This is a genomic window from Ktedonobacter robiniae, from assembly GCF_016587375.1.
In the GTDB taxonomy this organism is placed as follows: Bacteria; Chloroflexota; Ktedonobacteria; order Ktedonobacterales; family Ktedonobacteraceae; genus Ktedonobacter; species Ktedonobacter robiniae.
In genome coordinates this window covers 263107-279701 of record NZ_BNJG01000001.1, presented here as the reverse complement: position 1 = coordinate 279701, position 16595 = coordinate 263107, and the positions used below count along the sequence as shown (strand labels likewise).

Annotated in this window: 12 protein-coding genes; 8 read left to right on the top strand and 4 right to left on the bottom strand. The window is 50.6% G+C overall.

Features of this window, described 5'->3' with window-relative positions:
• Positions 1–94 precede the first annotated feature (94 nt).
• The 3 genes from JMJ04_RS01190 to JMJ04_RS01180 are packed head-to-tail and all read right to left on the bottom strand — an operon-like array spanning position 95 to position 3704.
• Positions 95–1297, bottom strand: a complete 1203-nt coding sequence (locus JMJ04_RS01190) for an RNA-guided endonuclease InsQ/TnpB family protein (protein WP_201368743.1) — start codon at positions 1295–1297, stop codon at positions 95–97.
• A 2-nt stretch (positions 1298–1299) separates the two neighbouring features.
• Complete coding sequence (locus JMJ04_RS01185) at positions 1300–1878, bottom strand: IS607 family transposase (protein ID WP_201368742.1); 579 nt, start codon at positions 1876–1878, stop codon at positions 1300–1302.
• A complete protein-coding gene (locus JMJ04_RS01180; RefSeq protein ID WP_201368741.1) occupies positions 1875–3704 on the bottom strand; it encodes a glycoside hydrolase family 36 protein in 1830 nt (609 codons plus the stop codon). The genes JMJ04_RS01185 and JMJ04_RS01180 overlap by 4 nt, the downstream gene beginning before the upstream one ends.
• A 462-nt stretch (positions 3705–4166) precedes the next feature.
• Here JMJ04_RS01180 and JMJ04_RS01175 point away from each other — a divergent pair, with 462 nt between their 5' ends.
• The 8 genes from JMJ04_RS01175 to JMJ04_RS01140 all read left to right on the top strand — a co-directional run bounded on the left by JMJ04_RS01175 (position 4167) and on the right by JMJ04_RS01140 (position 16157).
• Positions 4167–5480 carry an NF041680 family putative transposase gene (locus tag JMJ04_RS01175; RefSeq protein WP_201368740.1) on the top strand — a complete coding sequence of 438 codons (1314 nt, stop codon included), beginning with the start codon at positions 4167–4169 and terminating at the stop codon, positions 5478–5480.
• A 288-nt stretch (positions 5481–5768) separates the two neighbouring features.
• Positions 5769–6815 (top strand): glycosyltransferase, encoded by a 1047-nt coding sequence (locus JMJ04_RS01170; RefSeq protein ID WP_201368739.1) that lies wholly within the window; start codon positions 5769–5771, stop codon positions 6813–6815.
• 58 nt (positions 6816–6873) lie between these two features.
• Entirely contained in the window at positions 6874–7581 is a 708-nt protein-coding gene (locus tag JMJ04_RS01165; protein WP_201368738.1) for a sugar transferase, read from the top strand.
• Between the two features lie 15 nt (positions 7582–7596).
• Entirely contained in the window at positions 7597–9510 is a 1914-nt protein-coding gene (locus JMJ04_RS01160) for a tyrosine-protein kinase domain-containing protein (RefSeq protein ID WP_201368737.1), read from the top strand.
• A gap of 2 nt (positions 9511–9512) precedes the next feature.
• Entirely contained in the window at positions 9513–12683 is a 3171-nt protein-coding gene (locus tag JMJ04_RS01155) for an oligosaccharide flippase family protein (RefSeq protein WP_201368736.1), read from the top strand.
• Between the two features lie 88 nt (positions 12684–12771).
• On the top strand, positions 12772–13959 hold the full coding sequence (locus tag JMJ04_RS01150; RefSeq protein ID WP_201368735.1) for a glycosyltransferase family 4 protein: 1188 nt from the start codon (positions 12772–12774) through the stop codon (positions 13957–13959).
• Between the two features lie 20 nt (positions 13960–13979).
• Positions 13980–14891 carry a glycosyltransferase family 2 protein gene (locus tag JMJ04_RS01145; protein ID WP_201368734.1) on the top strand — a complete coding sequence of 304 codons (912 nt, stop codon included), beginning with the start codon at positions 13980–13982 and terminating at the stop codon, positions 14889–14891.
• 66 nt (positions 14892–14957) lie between these two features.
• A complete protein-coding gene (locus tag JMJ04_RS01140) occupies positions 14958–16157 on the top strand; it encodes a glycoside hydrolase family 5 protein (RefSeq protein ID WP_201368733.1) in 1200 nt (399 codons plus the stop codon).
• An 11-nt stretch (positions 16158–16168) separates the two neighbouring features.
• On the opposite strand, the gene JMJ04_RS01135 is transcribed toward JMJ04_RS01140, so the two are convergent.
• On the bottom strand, positions 16169–16594 hold the full coding sequence (locus tag JMJ04_RS01135; RefSeq protein WP_201368732.1) for a hypothetical protein: 426 nt from the start codon (positions 16592–16594) through the stop codon (positions 16169–16171).
• Between the last annotated feature and the right edge of the window lies 1 nt (position 16595).

Here is a 16595-nt window from a genome sequence, read left to right as displayed (position 1 = left end):
GTTATGCGCTGGGTACGTAAATTGTTATGATAAGCCTGATTGGTCTCGTAAGTGTAAGGAGATAACAGTTCACCTAAACAATGACAAACATTGCTCAGTATGTGGGAGCACCCACGGGACGGACTGCCACGCCCACGATCCCTTGCCCGAAGGAGTGAGGGATTGCTTTTCGGATGATATTGAGACTGCCATGCACATCCGCATTGATCCGCTTGCCTGTACTGGTGCGGAATAAGCCTCGTTTGATGCGCTTGCCCATATATCGCTCATGATGGCAGATGGGTTCCAGGTCAAGAAAGCTGCATTTGCTCGTGTGGCTTTCTTCCTGAAGGATCACCTTGATTCCTACCATCTCAGCCTTATAGGTGAGCATGTCAATGAATCGCGCAAAGGGAATTTGCACAAACTGCTGATTAGTCCGTTTGCCAAGATTGATCTCTTGCTTCCATCCATCATTTTTGCCAATGATAAGCGTTCCTATGCCCTCCCAGACCAGCCGCTCAATAATGCGATGGCTCTGCGTATGCAAGTACTGATCAATTTGGCTGGTCCGTTTGTTGCTCAGGCGTTCCAACCGTGGCGAAGTAAAGCGTTTCTGCTTACTCAGATGGCTTTGCAGGCGTGCGCGTTCTTTATTGTAGTGCTGATTGATTCGTTTCAAGGGACGCCCGTTAACAAGTACAGGCACAAAACCTGCTTTGTTTGAAGTTAGCGTCGCCAGATTGTTCAATCCAATATCAATACCCGCGACCAACAAAGGATCAACATTCGCCTGTTGTGGCTCCTGCTCATAGACAACCTCAACAATATACAAGCCAGTGCGAGGGACAATACGGACTTGCTTGACCTTCTTGTGTTCAGTAGCAACCTCAATGCCAAGTTGTGAAGGGGCAACCATTCCTTTCTTCAGAGCTTTCCTTGAGAGGGCCTGGATATCATAGATGAGGATATTGCGCCCTTTCTGCTTCTCTTTGTACTTTGGCAGTTTGGGACGCCCCAAGAATTTGGAGGGAGTTTCGTAGTAAGCTGCCAGCCCTTTGCGAAAGGCCTTCCAGTTCTTGTCGAGTAGCCTGAGCACATCATTGCTGACCTTGCGAGGAAGTGCTTGATAGGCATCAGTGTGTTTGACCAGATGATAAACTTCTGCATAGCCAAGGTATTTTCCTGTCTGAATGAAGGATTGGCGCATGTGGTAATTTGCCAGATTGTAGAGGTTTTTGGAAGCAAAAGCAGCCGCATCCAGAGCAGCATAGCGAGTATTGCCCTGATGAATACAGTGACGTTCGACCAGTTGCATGCTTACTCCTCTTCATCCTTTGCTTCTAATTGCTGAAGTATCTTCGCGGTCTTGCGCTTGGCACGCCGTTGCCCATACATCCGAGCCGTCAATGAATACAAGATAGCTGTCAAATCAGCCATCAAGTCTTCTTTCTCATCCTCTGCCTGATTCATCACTTCAATAGTTCGTCCTTGCATCTCTAAGAGCGTTTCCAGATAGGGGAACCCAAAGCGAGTCAGGCGGTCGCGATGCTCAACAACAATGCGGGTAACGCTCGTATCCTTCAAGAGAGCAAGCAGTTTGGGGCAGCTATCATTAACTCCTGGAGCGATCTCTTTGACACTCAGACTAATTTGATACCCTTTCGCCGCACAATAGGACCTCAGACGTTCCACTTGGCGCTCAAGATGGTCTTTGCGTTCTCTTGTCGAGACACGGGCATAAATGGCAACCTTTTCAACCTGGGATAGCGGCTCTTCAGGAGTGATAATAATCGTGCCCGAAGGGGCCTGATACCCCTTGATCTGTCCGGCTTGCCACCAACGAAATGCCGTTCGGTAACTAATACCTTGTTCCTTTGCGTATTGACTCAGTTTCATGAAGTGAATGTATCATAAATGGCTCTATCTGTCAACATATGACATTGTTTCTTTCGAACGTTTATCACACCAGCGGGTGGGATAGCGAGACGATGGATCCCGGCTGTGAGATGTAACGTTTCGGAACGTACGAGATGACCCTGGCAGTCAAAGGTTTTCACTGCGCGCTCACCTATATCAGTGGATAGTTCAAGAATGAGGCGTTGTTCAAGGGTGCCATTGACAATAAGCAGGTGTGCAGGAACCTCGCCGATAGGTTTAAGGACAGTATCCAGGTAGGCCGCGATCACCTGTTTCGTAGGAGTAGAGGCGAGTACGACAGGGTAAGAAGATTCGGGATTGAGGGGCATCAACTTGCCATCCAGAAGCACATCGCGATGTTCACGCCAGAACGAGAGCCAGAAGCGCACAATGTTGCGGTGTGACTCAGGCAGTTGATCGAGCAAGATCGAGATTTGAGGTACCGAGAAAAGAATATTGATGAACTGTAAGGCGACCACCTCAGGAGTTTCATCTTTATGCCACATCAGCATATCGGAGTGAGCAGCCGTCGAGCCGCAGAGTAAGCGAATATCCAGAGTGCGTACACGGTTCGTCACAAACTCATAAGGGCAGTCACTGGCGCGAAACATATTGCCATATTTACGCATCAGAGGGCCAACATAGGATTGGCGGAACTCGATCAAGATATCTGGCTTGAGGACGTGCAGGCGTGTCGTGATATCGGTAAGCAAGCGATCGACAGCTTTGTTTACAGAGAGCTCATCCTGACCTGGTTGTAAGGAAGCAGGTTCATTGTCGGAGGGGCGGAAGCTATCCACAAAGTCCAATTTAAAGCCATCGAGGTCCCATTCGCGAACCGCCTGTTCGTAAAGTTGGATCAAATATTCGCGTACTTCGGGGTAGCGTGGATCGACAACACCTGTACTCATCAGGCCGGGCATTGTGTAGAGTAAGCGATCTTTAAAGCTTTCCCAGGCCTGACTATACATCCCAATAAAGGGGACCGAATACCAGAGAATATATTTCATACCTAGCTTGTGTACGCGGTCAACATGGGCACGCATATCTGGTATTTTTTCGCGCGCCACCTGCCAGTCGCCACAATAGGCATAGCCACGAGCATTATCCGTCGTTTGCCAGCCATCATCCACAATTACTGACTCGCAGCCAAGGGTTTTGGAGATGCGGCACTGCTCTTCAACATTCTCCGGAGTCAGGGCCTGATGAATACTATACCATGTAGAGTACATCGGTAAGCGAGCCCGTTCGGGGACGGGTTGGGGGGTATAGCCGGGTTGTGTTGCCCACCAGTGCTGGACATCTGCGAGCGCATCATAGTAAGGAATTGCCCGAGTATCGAAGCGTAGCGTTGCCTCATAACTGGCGAGGAAGGGCGAAGATTCTTGGAAGAGATGGAGGGCACAGTGGAGCATGCCCGTTTCCTCGTTCACGCCAACGCGTACTTCAATTGTTTCCAGCGCATCAGAGAATGCAAAGGTCAGGCGATTCTCATTTTGAGCGTTCAGAAGTGAACTGACTGGCATCTGTGAAGTCACCTTTGCTTTATAGCCGTGCATCCAATCGGGCAACAGTGTTTTATTGCGGTCGCTTGCAGGGTGCCAGTGGGTATAAATATCGTGGATGGGGAGTTCCCAGCGCAGTTTGACTTGTGGCAGGTAGTTCGCGGTCTGGGTGTTTGATAAAAGGTGTAAATGAATGAGGTGCACACCATCTGTGAGAGTGGTGGTGGTCAGGGATGCTGTACAGTGTTCTCCGACATCCTCGACGCGGAAACGGTGGGCGTCCATGTGCAATGCTGACATTGTTGAGATCTCCATTGTTCGGCTAGATATTGTTGCGTCACCGTTAGAATATAGGTAATCATAGCATGTTTTCAGGAGTAATATGAGGACGAGGGAGTGTACGCAACCTTCCCAGAAATATTCTCATTATTGATAAAGGGAATAAATTTCATAAGGGCTAAAGCCTCGAAATAGGAGAAATGATAAAAAACCAAGCAAATAGTGAGACAATATAGGCTACTTTAGCGATATCTTATATAGATACAAATATTGAGGTAGGCGTAGGGAGTCCATGGAGGTTATATCTTGGCCCTGGAAGAGTAGTTAGGAAAAATCTCACCGTTAATTGTTAAAAAATATTTATGAAGTTTTGGAGATTGACGTTTAGACAAAAGAAAACAAAAGGCACCCCAACCTTGCGGAGGGCTGCCTCAAAGAAGTAAAGTTCTTGTAATTACAAAACCCAAAAAGGACTTTGCTTCCATGGACAGTTGTACCACATTGAAAGGATTTCGTCACGAGGCCTATGCCTGTTTTCTGCGATCTGCGGACGCGTTGTGGAATGCGGTGGATGCTCTCATGAGCACCCCGCAAGCCACCTCCTTTGCTGAACTCTCGCAATCGTTGTGGTTTGAGCGCAAATGGCCCAGCCTCTACAAAGCGTTTGTCAGAGGACGCATTGATGAAGGGCGCTTGCGAAGCATCTTCGTACGCTACCTCAAGCCACCAAAGCCGGGGAGCTGGGTATGGATCGGGATTGATGCCAGTAGCATTGCCCGTGCTGAGGCAGCCACCTCGGCAGATCGGACGGCTCAACACGTGCCGAATCTGCCTGAGTGTAAGAAGCCCGTGACCTTTGGCTGGCAGTTCTCGACCGTGGTCGCCTTGCCAAGCGTTCCCAGTAGCTGGACCTACATCTTGGATCAACGACGAGTGGATTCGCAGACCACAGCCATTGAAGTCGCTTACGAGCAACTGGCGAGCCTGGTTCCCCAATTGGGAGCCAAGGCCATTGTCTTGCTGGATCGAGGCTACGATGCGACCTGGTTGTGGTGTCGCTGTAGCGGCTTGCAGGCGGGTGTGCTGGGTCGGCTCAAAAGCAACCGCTGCCTGTATCGGGAGGCTCCCCCACCAACGGGGAAAAGAGGAGCCCCACGCAAAGATGGAGACAAGCTCCAACCCAAAGACACGAGTACGCATGGACACCCTGATGGGGTCTTTAGCGGTACCGATACCAAGGGTCGCCCGGTGCAAGTCACCTTCTGGAAGCACATGCATGTGAAAGCCGCTCGCTGGCTGCAACTGACCGTGGTCCGTGTGGTGCGGCCTCATGCCAGCAACAAGGAACGCGATCCCCGTAGCAGTTGGTTTGTCTGGATTGGGGATCAAGAAGCCGATGTGGTGCAGATTGCCTTGGGCTATGTGCTGCGCTTTGGCCAGGAGCATGGCTATCGCTTTGACAAACAGGCGCTCTTGTGGGAGCAAGCTCGTTTGCGCACTCCTGAACAATTCGAGCGCTGGAGCCAGGTGGTTGCCATTGTCCACAATCAGCTGGTCTTGGCACGTGGCTTGGTGCAACCCCAGTTGCGTCCCTGGGAAAATCGAGAGCGGCAGCCCACGCCTCAGCAGATCAGACGCGGCATGGACAAATTGTTGCGCACCCTGGGGACTCCTGCTTGTGCCCCTCAACCACGCGGAAAATCGAAAGGCCGCCAAAAAGGGGAGCGGGTGAAGAAGGCCGAGCGCTTTGCCGTCATTCGCAAAAGGCCAAAGCTGCCTCACCTTGTTCCATTGTGATCGCATAACGAGCCTTTCAATCAGAATGCTTGGTGTTCAACTGAACTTTGTGGAAGTTCTGTCATGGTATTTTTGTCTAAACGACAATGGAGACTATCCATGCATATTTTGTTTGTTGCACCTTATCCATTATCGCGTATTCGAATTCGATCATATGGATTTGTTAGTCAACTGGCAAAACAGCACAATGTAACGGCATTGGTACTATGCTCCAATAAGCGCGAAGCTCACGATGTACAAGCTCTGCGAGATGAAGGTCTGGCGATATACGCTGTTGAGGACAAGCGAGTGTGGAAGGTATGGCGTACATTGCGTGCTATCTTCACGTCTCAGCCATTACAGGTGGCCTTCGATGCTTCTCCTCGCCTATGTGCAGCTCTCAATGAGCATATGGCTGGCGGAGACTTTGACCTTGTGCATGTTGAGTTTATTCGCGCGCTCGGTGCTCTTCCAAAACAGCTACCACTTCCGGTAGTTTGGGATGCGGTAGATTGCATTAGCCTGCTATACGAGCAGGGCGCGAAATATGGTGTGACCCCAATGCTGCGTTTCATTGGCAAAAGGGAAGCCTCGCGCACGCGCGCTTATGAGCATACTCAGCTCCGGCGCTTTCAGCACGTTCTAGTGACCTCTCCTCGCGATCAACAGGCGCTTAGTGCTATCGCACAGGATGCCAGGCTCGGAGAGGACAAGCGGCCTCCCGCACCCATTACCGTTCTGCCGCATGGCGTGGATCAGGAGTATTACCAATACTATCAAGGGGAACGGCAGCCGGATACGCTCATTTTCTCAGGCAAGATGAGCTTTCACGCCAATGTAGCAGGGGCGCTACACCTGGCGAAAAACATCATGCCTTTGATATGGCGTGAGCGTCCACAGGTACGCCTGGTGATAGCTGGTAGTAAGCCACCAGCCAGCGTGCGTTCCCTGGCGCGGGACCCACGTGTTGGCGTAACCGGATATATTGATGATCTTCGTTCTTCCATCAGAGAGGCCCATGTGGCGGTCTGTCCCTTACCATATGCCGTAGGTGTGCAAAATAAGGCTCTCGAGGCTATGGCTCTGGGAACTCCAGTTGTTGCCAGCTCTCACGTCACCGCCGGTTTAAAGGCTGTGCCTGGACAAGATATTCTAGTTGCCGATGAACCAGAGCTATTCGCACAAGCTGTGTTATGCCTGCTAGACGACCAGGCATTGTGGCAGATGATTTCTCAAAATGGGCATATGTATATTGAAAAGCATCATAATTGGAAGCATATTGTGAACGATTTAACATCAATATATGCGCAAAGCATATATGATAATAATGCTAGCTTGTTTGCACAGGAGCGTTAAGTAAAGAGCACTGCTTATGAAGGCAAGCATAAAAGTGTATGTTGGAGGAGATCAGGGCATGGTGAATCAAAGGGTGTATAATACGCTTAACTATGGACAACCGCAATTGCTGATGTCTTTTATTGCGCTTCACGATATGCAGTGGCAGGAGGCGCGTGTTTCACGAGCCTACCATATGGCGAAACGAGCGCTTGATATTACTGGAGCTCTGTGTGGATTGGCTCTGTTAGGTATAGCATTGATGTTTGTCGGTATTCTTATGTATTGCGAAGATCCAGGACCTCTTTTTTATAAGCAGAAACGGGTCGGGCGTTATGGGAAGCCTTTTTATTTGTACAAATTACGCACTATGATCGTCAATGCGGATGAGTACCTCAAGCAGCATCCAGCTTTGTTAGCTGAGTGGCAGATGAATGGCAAATTGCAAAATGATCCTCGCATTACAAGAATTGGAAGGTTTCTCCGCCGTACGAGTCTTGACGAGCTACCGCAAATGTTGAACGTGTTGCGTGGAGATATGAGCCTGGTTGGTCCCAGGGCGATCCAATTTTCTGAGATCGAAGCCTTTAGCGAGCTCTTTCCCTTGCGTCAGATGGTTAAGCCCGGTCTGACTGGCCTGTGGCAGGTCAGTGGGCGTTCGATGACCAGTTATGAGCAGCGGAATATTTTAGATTGTACCTATGTTCTGGAATGTTCGCTAAGAATGGACCTTCAAATTCTACTAAAGACACTCCCTGTCGTTCTTAACGGGGCAGGAGCTTTTTAAAAAGAGAGTGCAAAAATGCAAATGTATATACAGCATTTCCTTTGGGTCCTGAAGCGCTACTTGTTGCTGATCATCGTTGGCGTCGTGCTCTGCTCAGTGCTGACGGGTGTGGTCAGTGTCATGAGAGCGCCAAAGTATGAGGCCGTTGCCACGATCCAAGTCTCTATCGCCAGCGGCGATAGCACGAATGATGTGTTTAGCAACCAGACAATCGCTGTCGGCTATGCTCTCAAGATGACGAATAACGACGTCCTCAAAGCGGCTTCGCAGAAATCGGGAGTATCGGTAAAGGATCTGCAAGATTCTATCACTGCCGCGCCTCTCGATGGCACCCAGCTTATCGGTGTACACGCGATAACGGAAGACGCGCAAAAGTCTGCCTTTGAGGCCAATGCCGTTGCCAATGCTTTTATTGAGTATGAGAAGGGGAGCGAGGCCCAGCGCCTACAGGGTATCCTTGACAAACTCCGGCCCGAAATAACAACCGCTCAGAGCGCGGGTGATCAGACCGCCGTCAGCGGATTGCAGGCGACCTATAACAATGTGCAGATCCAGCTCTCCATGTTGGAGAACGGACTCTTCCTTGAAGAGCAGGCGTTGCCACCAACCACGCCCAATAGCACCAGTTTGACGACTAACCTTGCCCTGGGCTTCGGATTAAGCCTGGTTTTGATGTGTGTCTTTGCGATTCTGCTTGACTGGATTGACGTTTCGATTAAGACGCCAGAAGATGTGTCCCGGCTTGCTCAGCTTGAGTCATTGGGTAGTATTCCACTACGCAAGGGTGTCTCAACGCTGGTTCCGCCCCTAGTTGCCAATGATGAGGTACTGGACGAGGCATTTACGGTTGTTGGAGCCAATTTCCAGGCTTTGTATGCGGGCCAGCGCTCTCTGCTTGTAACGGGTATGCGTGGTCGCGATGGCGTTACGACGATTGCATCTCAGCTAGCAATCTCTCTGGCACAGGCTGGATTGCGCGTGTTGCTGATTGACGCCAATTTGCGTCGACCGGCGCAGCACCAGGTGTTTAAGGCGAATAACGCGCGCGGTTTAGCAACAGTATTGTCAGATGTCTATGTGTTGAAGAAGCAGCGCTCTCAGTTGCCCGCGTGGCTTAGCCAATGGAAAACGCCGATGCCGAATCTCTGGCTATTGCCTGCTGGAACCTTCTCGGTTTCTCCCCTGACTGTTCTGCGCTCGATGGAGCTACGGAAGCTTGTGGATTGGCTGGTGCAGGATATTACCGCGCCGGGAGGCAGTTCAGCGGTAGACCTGGTTATTTTTGACGCGCCCTCGCTAGATAGGCAGGCTGATGTCAGTACGCTCGCCGCGCTCTGTGATGGATGTGTGCTTGTGATGGAGGCTGGAAAGACAAGCAAGGATAGCCTGAAAACCGCCCAGGCCTTGCTCCAGCGCCTCTCTGCTCCTCTCGTTGGCGTCGTGGTCAATCGTCAGAAAGAGAAACATCATTCTTATTTCTATGCAGGCCAGCAACAGGAGGAAGGCGTAGTTGTAGACACGGTTCCTGTCGCTAAATACGCGCCCCTGCGCTCAGCAGAAGAGGTAGCAGTCGCACCTGTCCCTTCCCCTTCTCCTAAACCGGGCCTAGTACTTTCCTCTTCCGCTCCCCCCACGCCTGACGTGCCGACTGCTCTACTCGCCTCGGAGGAGATTACCCCGCCCGCACTGGTCGCCAACTCTGCCACTCTGACTCCTGAAGCGCGAAAGAGTAGTAGCCCGCCATCTTTTGAACAGAGTGAAGAGCATGCCCCCCAGGTCGAAGCCCAGACTAACCCGCGTGTAGGTATCGCGCGAGCGAGTGGTTGGAAGGCACCGAGCGCTAAAGAGGCGGAGGAGGATGACAAGTGGGGACGTCCGCAACATGTCACTTCTGTACCGGAGCAGTCTTATCAGCAGAATAGAAACTAGCCATGGATATGTCTACTGAGACGCGAGCGGTGAGGAGAAGCCCTTCTCCTCAGCCACTCCGGCAGATGCTTGCCGAAAACTTTACCTTTTCGCTACCACAGGCCCTATTGTTGTTGCTTTTTATCCTGTTCATGCTTCTGGTGGTTGCGGGGAGCGCGGGTATTGTCTCGCCGCCCCTTGCCATTGGAGGGCTTATGGGTGCGGGCGTCGTCGCTTTGACACTGCGCTATCCATTCATGGCCTTAATCCTGGTCTGTATGGGCGCGGGCCTGCCGTCGTTTCTTGTGCCGGTACCGGGACATACAATGCGTCCAATTGAAGCCGCATTGTTCCTATGTGTGGGCCTCATTATTGTGCGTCGCCCTACATTCCACCTACGAGCGCCCCACGTGTTGATGGCGATATTCTTCATTATTGCCGTCATATCCTTTATACACGTGCCGCAGATAGGCGATTTGAACTCGTATGGAGCGAATAAGCGGCTCTATGGCGCGCTGTTGCTGGTGTTATCCTTCTTCGTTGGTACATTCTTTGCCAGCTATGTCAAAGATGTCTCCTCGTTTTTGACGCTCGCGCTTTTGTCCAATGTGCCGATGTTGTCGATTGGCTTAGGGCAGGCGCTAAAACTTCCCATGCCGGAACTGCTAGTGCCAAGCCAGGCCATTGAGGTGACGCAAGAGGGGCGTTTAAGCGGACCATTCGACTCCCCTACCACGTTCGCCTATTCAATAATAGTGGTGTTCGCGGTAGCTCTGGCTTGCTGGCTACTTGGCACGCGCAGGCGAGACCGCGTGGTGGGATTTTGTGTGAGTATAGCCTCGGCTGCGGAACTGCTGCTGAGTGGCACGCGTATGGCATGCGCGATAGCTCTACTCCTCTTGATCGTAGCGCTCCTGATGACGCGACGTTATAAGACGTTGCTCGCTACTCTAGGTGTCCTGGCACTTGGGGCCGCGCTTCTCTTTAATACCTTGCTTCCTAAATTCTTGCATGGCGAGGCGTCTGATAGCAATCGCTTCTTTCTGTGGGACAAGGCTCTACATTTGATTGAGGGGAACCCCTGGGTAGGCATCGGCATGGCTCAGTTCCCCAACTATTACAGTACCTACGTCGTGAGCCTTGCGGATCGCCTCAATCCATCGGGAATCAGCGTGCATAACCAGTATCTGGAATGGGCAATGGAGAGCGGGGTCTTCTGGTGTATTGCAGGTGTTCTTCTGATGCTAAGCCTGCTTGTGATTTGCCGGCGAGCGTATATCGCCGCACGCGAAACGCGTGTGATCCACCTGGCGGCCATTTTGATGGTGATTGGATATCTCTGTATCTGCCTGACGGATGTGCCATTTGACAAGCCGGAATCAACGACATGGCTCTTTCTCATCGCAGGTGTCGCTGTTGGAGGTGCCGTGCGGGTGCGTTCGAGGGCAACACGAGTGACAACCATAGCACCTCGGAGCGTGTTGGCTCAGCGCGTAGCAAAGGTGCAGGTCGATCAAGAAAATGAGCAGGAGAAAGCCAGGCTTGCTTTTATCCCTGGGATGACTGATACAGGGAAGATAACCTTACGTTTGCCAACGCCATATATGCGAGCACTCAATAGTGAGCGCATTCAATCCGCAAAGGGCTATCTCCCTCCATCACCAAGACTACAGAGCTATGATGCGTCAAGAGAATTGACAATGCCGCTCCCGGCACTTGACCTTGGAGCGGATGCGGTGGCCCCTAGCGCGCGCAAAACCAGCCACTCAATCATTATTCAGCTGATCTCATGGGCAATTGCGATACCAATCATTTTTCCAACAACCGCGATGCTTACTCGCTCCTTTGGACCTGTGCGCTACGGCGAATATAATTTTATGCTAACGGTCCTGGCGATATGCGCATTGCTCTCCTTGACTGGCATGGATCCCTTAATCAGTCGCTATTTGAGCCGACAAAAGCGTGAGCAGTGGAGTGAAACTCTTAGCGACGCGCTAAGCACACGCCTGCTCACCGGCGTCATGGTCGCAGTTGGAGCAGCATTGGTGACCTGCCTTATTCCAATAGAGAGCGAGCAACGCAGTCTGCTCCTTCTCGGTTATGGCACACTGCTCTTTAGTTACTCTTTTAATTGTGTGCGCTGTGTTTATGAAACTGCTTTTGGTACGGAACAACGAGTTGGTGCAATATCGCTGTTGACAACAATCAACCGCATAACAACAGCCGGGATGATCGGGTTGGCCGTGTATCTGCACCTCTCCTTCCTCTGGATGTATGTCTTAATTGCCTATTCTGATATTCCCTACTTTATTATTCTTGTGATCCTTTCATCGCGGCGTTATAAGATACGCCTTCGCTTCAGGCCCAAGCGTATGTGGAAGATTATTACTGAAAGCCTTGTCTTCACTGGCCACGACGCCCTTGCGCTTCTCACTGGACAGATGGATGTGTTAGTTTTGCGGCCTCTGGGGGGAATGCTGAACGTAGGGATCTATTCGCTTGCCCTGAGAATTACCAATCCACTCATGAATATTGTCTTTGCTTATGTAAGTGGGTTATTCCCCTATCTGAGCAAGACGTTTGAAGAGGGCTTCAATGCTTTCTCAAATCTCTATTATGAGTCAACGCGTATCCTGGCGCTTGGGATTGTTCCATTGGCGATGTTTGTAGTTATCATGGCTCCCCAGATTGTGGGGCTGATTGCAGGTCCTGAATATACGATGGCTGTCGCGTCAACCCAGTTTTTAATGATAGGTATTACTTTTGGCTTCTTTACGCAATTAGCGGTGCGAACCTGTATGGCAGCCAATAAAGAGAACAGAATTCCTCTCATTACAGGTGCAACTCTGATCGTCAACATTGTCTCAAATGTGATGTTTATTTCACTATGGGGCGCAACAGGGGCGGCGATTGCCGCCGTCATAAGCGAAGCATTCTCTGTCTGCTCCTTCTCATTACTACTCGCGCGCGATGTTCAACTCTGGCGTATTCTGCGTGTCTTCGCACAGATTATTGTTGGGACTATTCCTGGTGCACTCTTTCTGATCTGGCAAGTGCAGTGGTCGTTATTCTATCTCGCACCTGTGTTCTTTGTACTTGTGCTTGTTGGTTGTTCTCTAACCAGGGCGGTATCACTGAAGGATATTCGACTGATTCGTCAGGTAGTCTTGAAACGGACAGGCAAAGCCGCTTAATGTGGAAGGAAGTATATGTGGGAAAAAGATATGTACAAACAAACGATCTTGGAAATAATGATTTCGCACTAATTAAGAGGAGTCTTGTATGCGTGTCGCAATTGATTTAATAATCGCGGAAAAAGAACCTGGTGGGATGCTTTTTGCTACTCGCGCTTTATTAGAAGGATTAGCACGAACTGACCAGACAAACGAATATATCGTTATCACAACACGTCCTAAAGAATATAAAGAGCTTGCCAACGCGCCTTCTATCACTATCTATCCAGTGAAGTTGCGTACCTGGCGAGGAATTTTGATTCAGCACCAGTTGACATTGCCGGATATCCTTAAGAAATTGAAGCCAGATGTTCTCCACGTTCCGGCCTTTGCTGCGCCTATTGGCTGGCACGGTCCACTCGTTATCACAGTTCATGATCTGGCGTTTGTCAAAGTTCCCCAACAATCATCCCTGTATGCACGTCTGTACTGGCAGTATCTCTTGCGTGAAAGCGTGCGTCGTGCGCAATGCGTCATCTCGATATCAGAGCAGACAAGCGAAGAATTGCGAACGCTTTGGAGCATTGAAGATGAACGAATTCACTTGATTCATAACGCCATCCGTCCCTTGTTGCGCCTGGATACGGTAGCGAATGAAGCACAAGCGAGGATGCACCAGCGTTACGGCAAGCGTTATATTCTGCATGTAGGTCGTATCATGCCGCGTAAAAACGTAGAGACGCTTATCGCAGCCTTCAATACCATCGCTGATCGGTTACCTGATCTGAATCTGGTGCTGGCGGGTGGCGAGGGACATGGTAGTGCTGACGTCGTCCAGCAGGCGAAGACCTCGCCGTTTCACAAGCGTATTCATTTGGCTGGTTGGATTCCTGATGAGGATATGGGCGCGTTGTACGCCGCAGCCGAGATCCTGGTTGTGCCCTCAAAGCATGAAGGTTTTGGTCTGCCAGCTCTTGAGGCAATGGTTTGTGAGACGCCTGTCATTGCTAGCCCTGGAGCCGCCAGTATGGAGATCGCTGGGGATGCCGTTATGCGTGTCGATTGCGAGGACACCTCGAAGTTGTCTGAAGCTATCGTTGAGGTTGTTACCAACCAGGCACTACGCGAGCAATTGGTGCGACATGGCAAAACACAGGTTGAGCCATTTACCTGCGAGAGTTGTGCGCGAGCAACTCGTCGAATCTATGAATTAGCAGCTGGTCTGCCCCCTACGAAAGGAATGGACCAGGAGCCCGTCGTGGCAAGGAGCAGATCAACCTTCTCGCGTGCTCGCTGATGATTAAGGAGCGCTATCGCATGACCAAACCTCATGTCAGTGTTATTATCCCTTTCTCTCGTAAGGAGCAGGCACAGGTTGTTTTGGCGTGTTTGGGGCAACAGACCTATCCAGCGGATCTTGTAGAGATTGTGCTTGTCGGCGCGCAGAGCAGTGTCCTATCTCAACACTATGCCATTAAGGCCGTCGAAACGAAGCCCATTTACTATCCTGGTGAGGCACGAAACATTGGTGCGCACGAGGCAATGGGCAAGTATCTCTTGTTCCTCGATGATGATTGTGCCCCGGCTGCTAACTGGATTGAAGAGAACGTTGCAGCACTGAAGCGGCCGGGGATAGGGGCCGTGGGAGGCCTGATCGCGGGCAAGTCGAGAGCATTTTTTGCGCGTTGCGTGGACTTTAGCCGCTTTGGTTTCTATCAAGTCGGTAAAGAAAGGGCAATGGTGGTCTGTTCTGCTAGTCTTGGTGTAGAGAGAGAGGTATTTATGGAAGTCGGCGGGTTTGATGAGACGCTACGTTCAGAGGAGGATATGGATTTTTGCTTTCGGTTGCAAGCACATGGATATAGAACGCTCTACCAGCCAACCATCAAGGTTATACATGACCATCGGCGCACGACGCTAAGCGCGTTGCTGCGTTATAGTTACTTTTATGGGCGTGTGAGCGGCCTCCATGTAAAGCGTCTCTATCCAGGATTATCACGACGCAACAAGATCCTGTCCATGGTTCAGCACCCATATCTCTATCCACTGATGATGCTGCCTATTTCTCTGGGGGCTACGCTCAATATCGTGCGTTTGACAGTGCGTGAACATCCTGCCGTCTTGTTGTACTCTCCCTTTATTGTCACGTCAAAGCTTGCCAGTCATATCGGTATCTGGCGCTGGTTATTACATGGAGCCCCCCTCAGAGGGAGAGGTAAAGCGGAATAAGGTTGTAATTGCGGTTTGATCACGGCTGTCAACCTTAAAGAGCGCCCAGGCGCAAAGTGAGCACTCATGTTTATAGGAAGAATTAAGCAAACCTGGCTCTTACTTCTCGTTCTCGTTCTCGTTGTGGCAAGCGTAATAGCAACTATAAGGTTGGTGGCTTTCAACGAGGTTGCATCCTCTTCCTCTCCTATAGTCTCGAAGCATAAGCCCTCGTCTATTCCCTCATACTATGTTGAAGGTAAGACGATCTTTGATAATCAAGGGAAGGTATATATCCCTTATGGTGTGCATAGTACAGCCCTGTTCCAGCCCAACTGGCGTCAAAGCCCGGATTACATAAACTTTACTCAGGATCAGATCAAGGCCGCGCGAACCTTCTGGCACGCTAATGTAATCACGTTTCAGGTTTCGCGAGTGAACCTCTTTCCCGATCGTCAAAACCCGACAACATTGGATGAAGACTACCTGGCGGCAATGGATAGGGCTGTAGCGTGGACGATGCAGGAGCAAATGAATGTGATCTTCAATCTGCAAACTGAGGCGTCTAGCAATGAGATTATGGCAACTCCGGCTGATATCACTTTCTGGCAGGTTGTCGCGGGGCGTTATAAGGGCAACCAGAAGGTTTTTTTTGACATTTTCAACGAGCCACGGGGCTTTTACGACTGGAAGCTCTGGCGGAATGGCGGGGTGCATGATGGTGTAAATTACGTGGGAATGCAGCAACTTGTGGATACCATACGTAAGACCGGAGCGCAAAATCTGATACTGGCGCAGGGTCAAGGTGCGGGCGAAAGCTTCGACTATTACAACTTTCGCGATTATCTGTTGACGGGGGTGAACATTGTCTATGCAATCCATCCCTATTTAAGCAATACGCAGCATGCAATGCAAGATGATTGGGAGGACTGGTGGGGGCTGTCAGTACGCAAGCTAGATGTTCCCTTTGTCATTGGTGAATGGAACGAAACGCCAGGGAGTGGTTGTATCGCAAACGCCGGTACGGTTGTTCCTCAATTTCTCGGGTATGTGCAGGAGTTGCATATCGGGCTGATAGCCTGGGCGCTTACTCCGGGCGCACTTATTCGTAGCGACGGTGATGGGAGTGCTTCATGGGATTGGACACACCTGACAAGCTTTGATACCCCCACACATGCCTGTAATGATGAAATGAACTATCCCTATTTTGATCCACATGCTCAGGGTGCAGGACAACTTATCCTTCAATTCTTGCGTGAGCATTCGCCTTTCCCTCACGCGAAATAAGGGAGAGGCGATTATGGCCCTCCCTCCAAGGCATAGGGAACATAACAGTTTCTGTCAAAGACGAGATAGATGACAATTACTGTTAGCTTGCTGGAAGCATTGGATTTCGCCATCAAGGAGTATGGTGAACTAAAGAGTGTAGCGATTGTGCCAATGCGAATGAGTGGCCAGTTATCATGCTGCCGGATATCCGCTTCCTTCCAACACAGTAGATTGGGCTGTGTGTCTGTTTGACACCAGCCCGCGTGTGCACAGGTTGCGTGGTTGACGTAGGTCCGAGTTGCATATGTGATGCGATAGGGGAGACCTCCTTGTCCTGGTAAGGCAAATCCAAAGTGATTTGCCATCCAAGGAAGTTCTAGCCAGGAAAGGCTGAGGACAACGACGAGGCTTCCCACTAAGATGATGACCCAGAGAAGCTTATACTTTTTCAACATA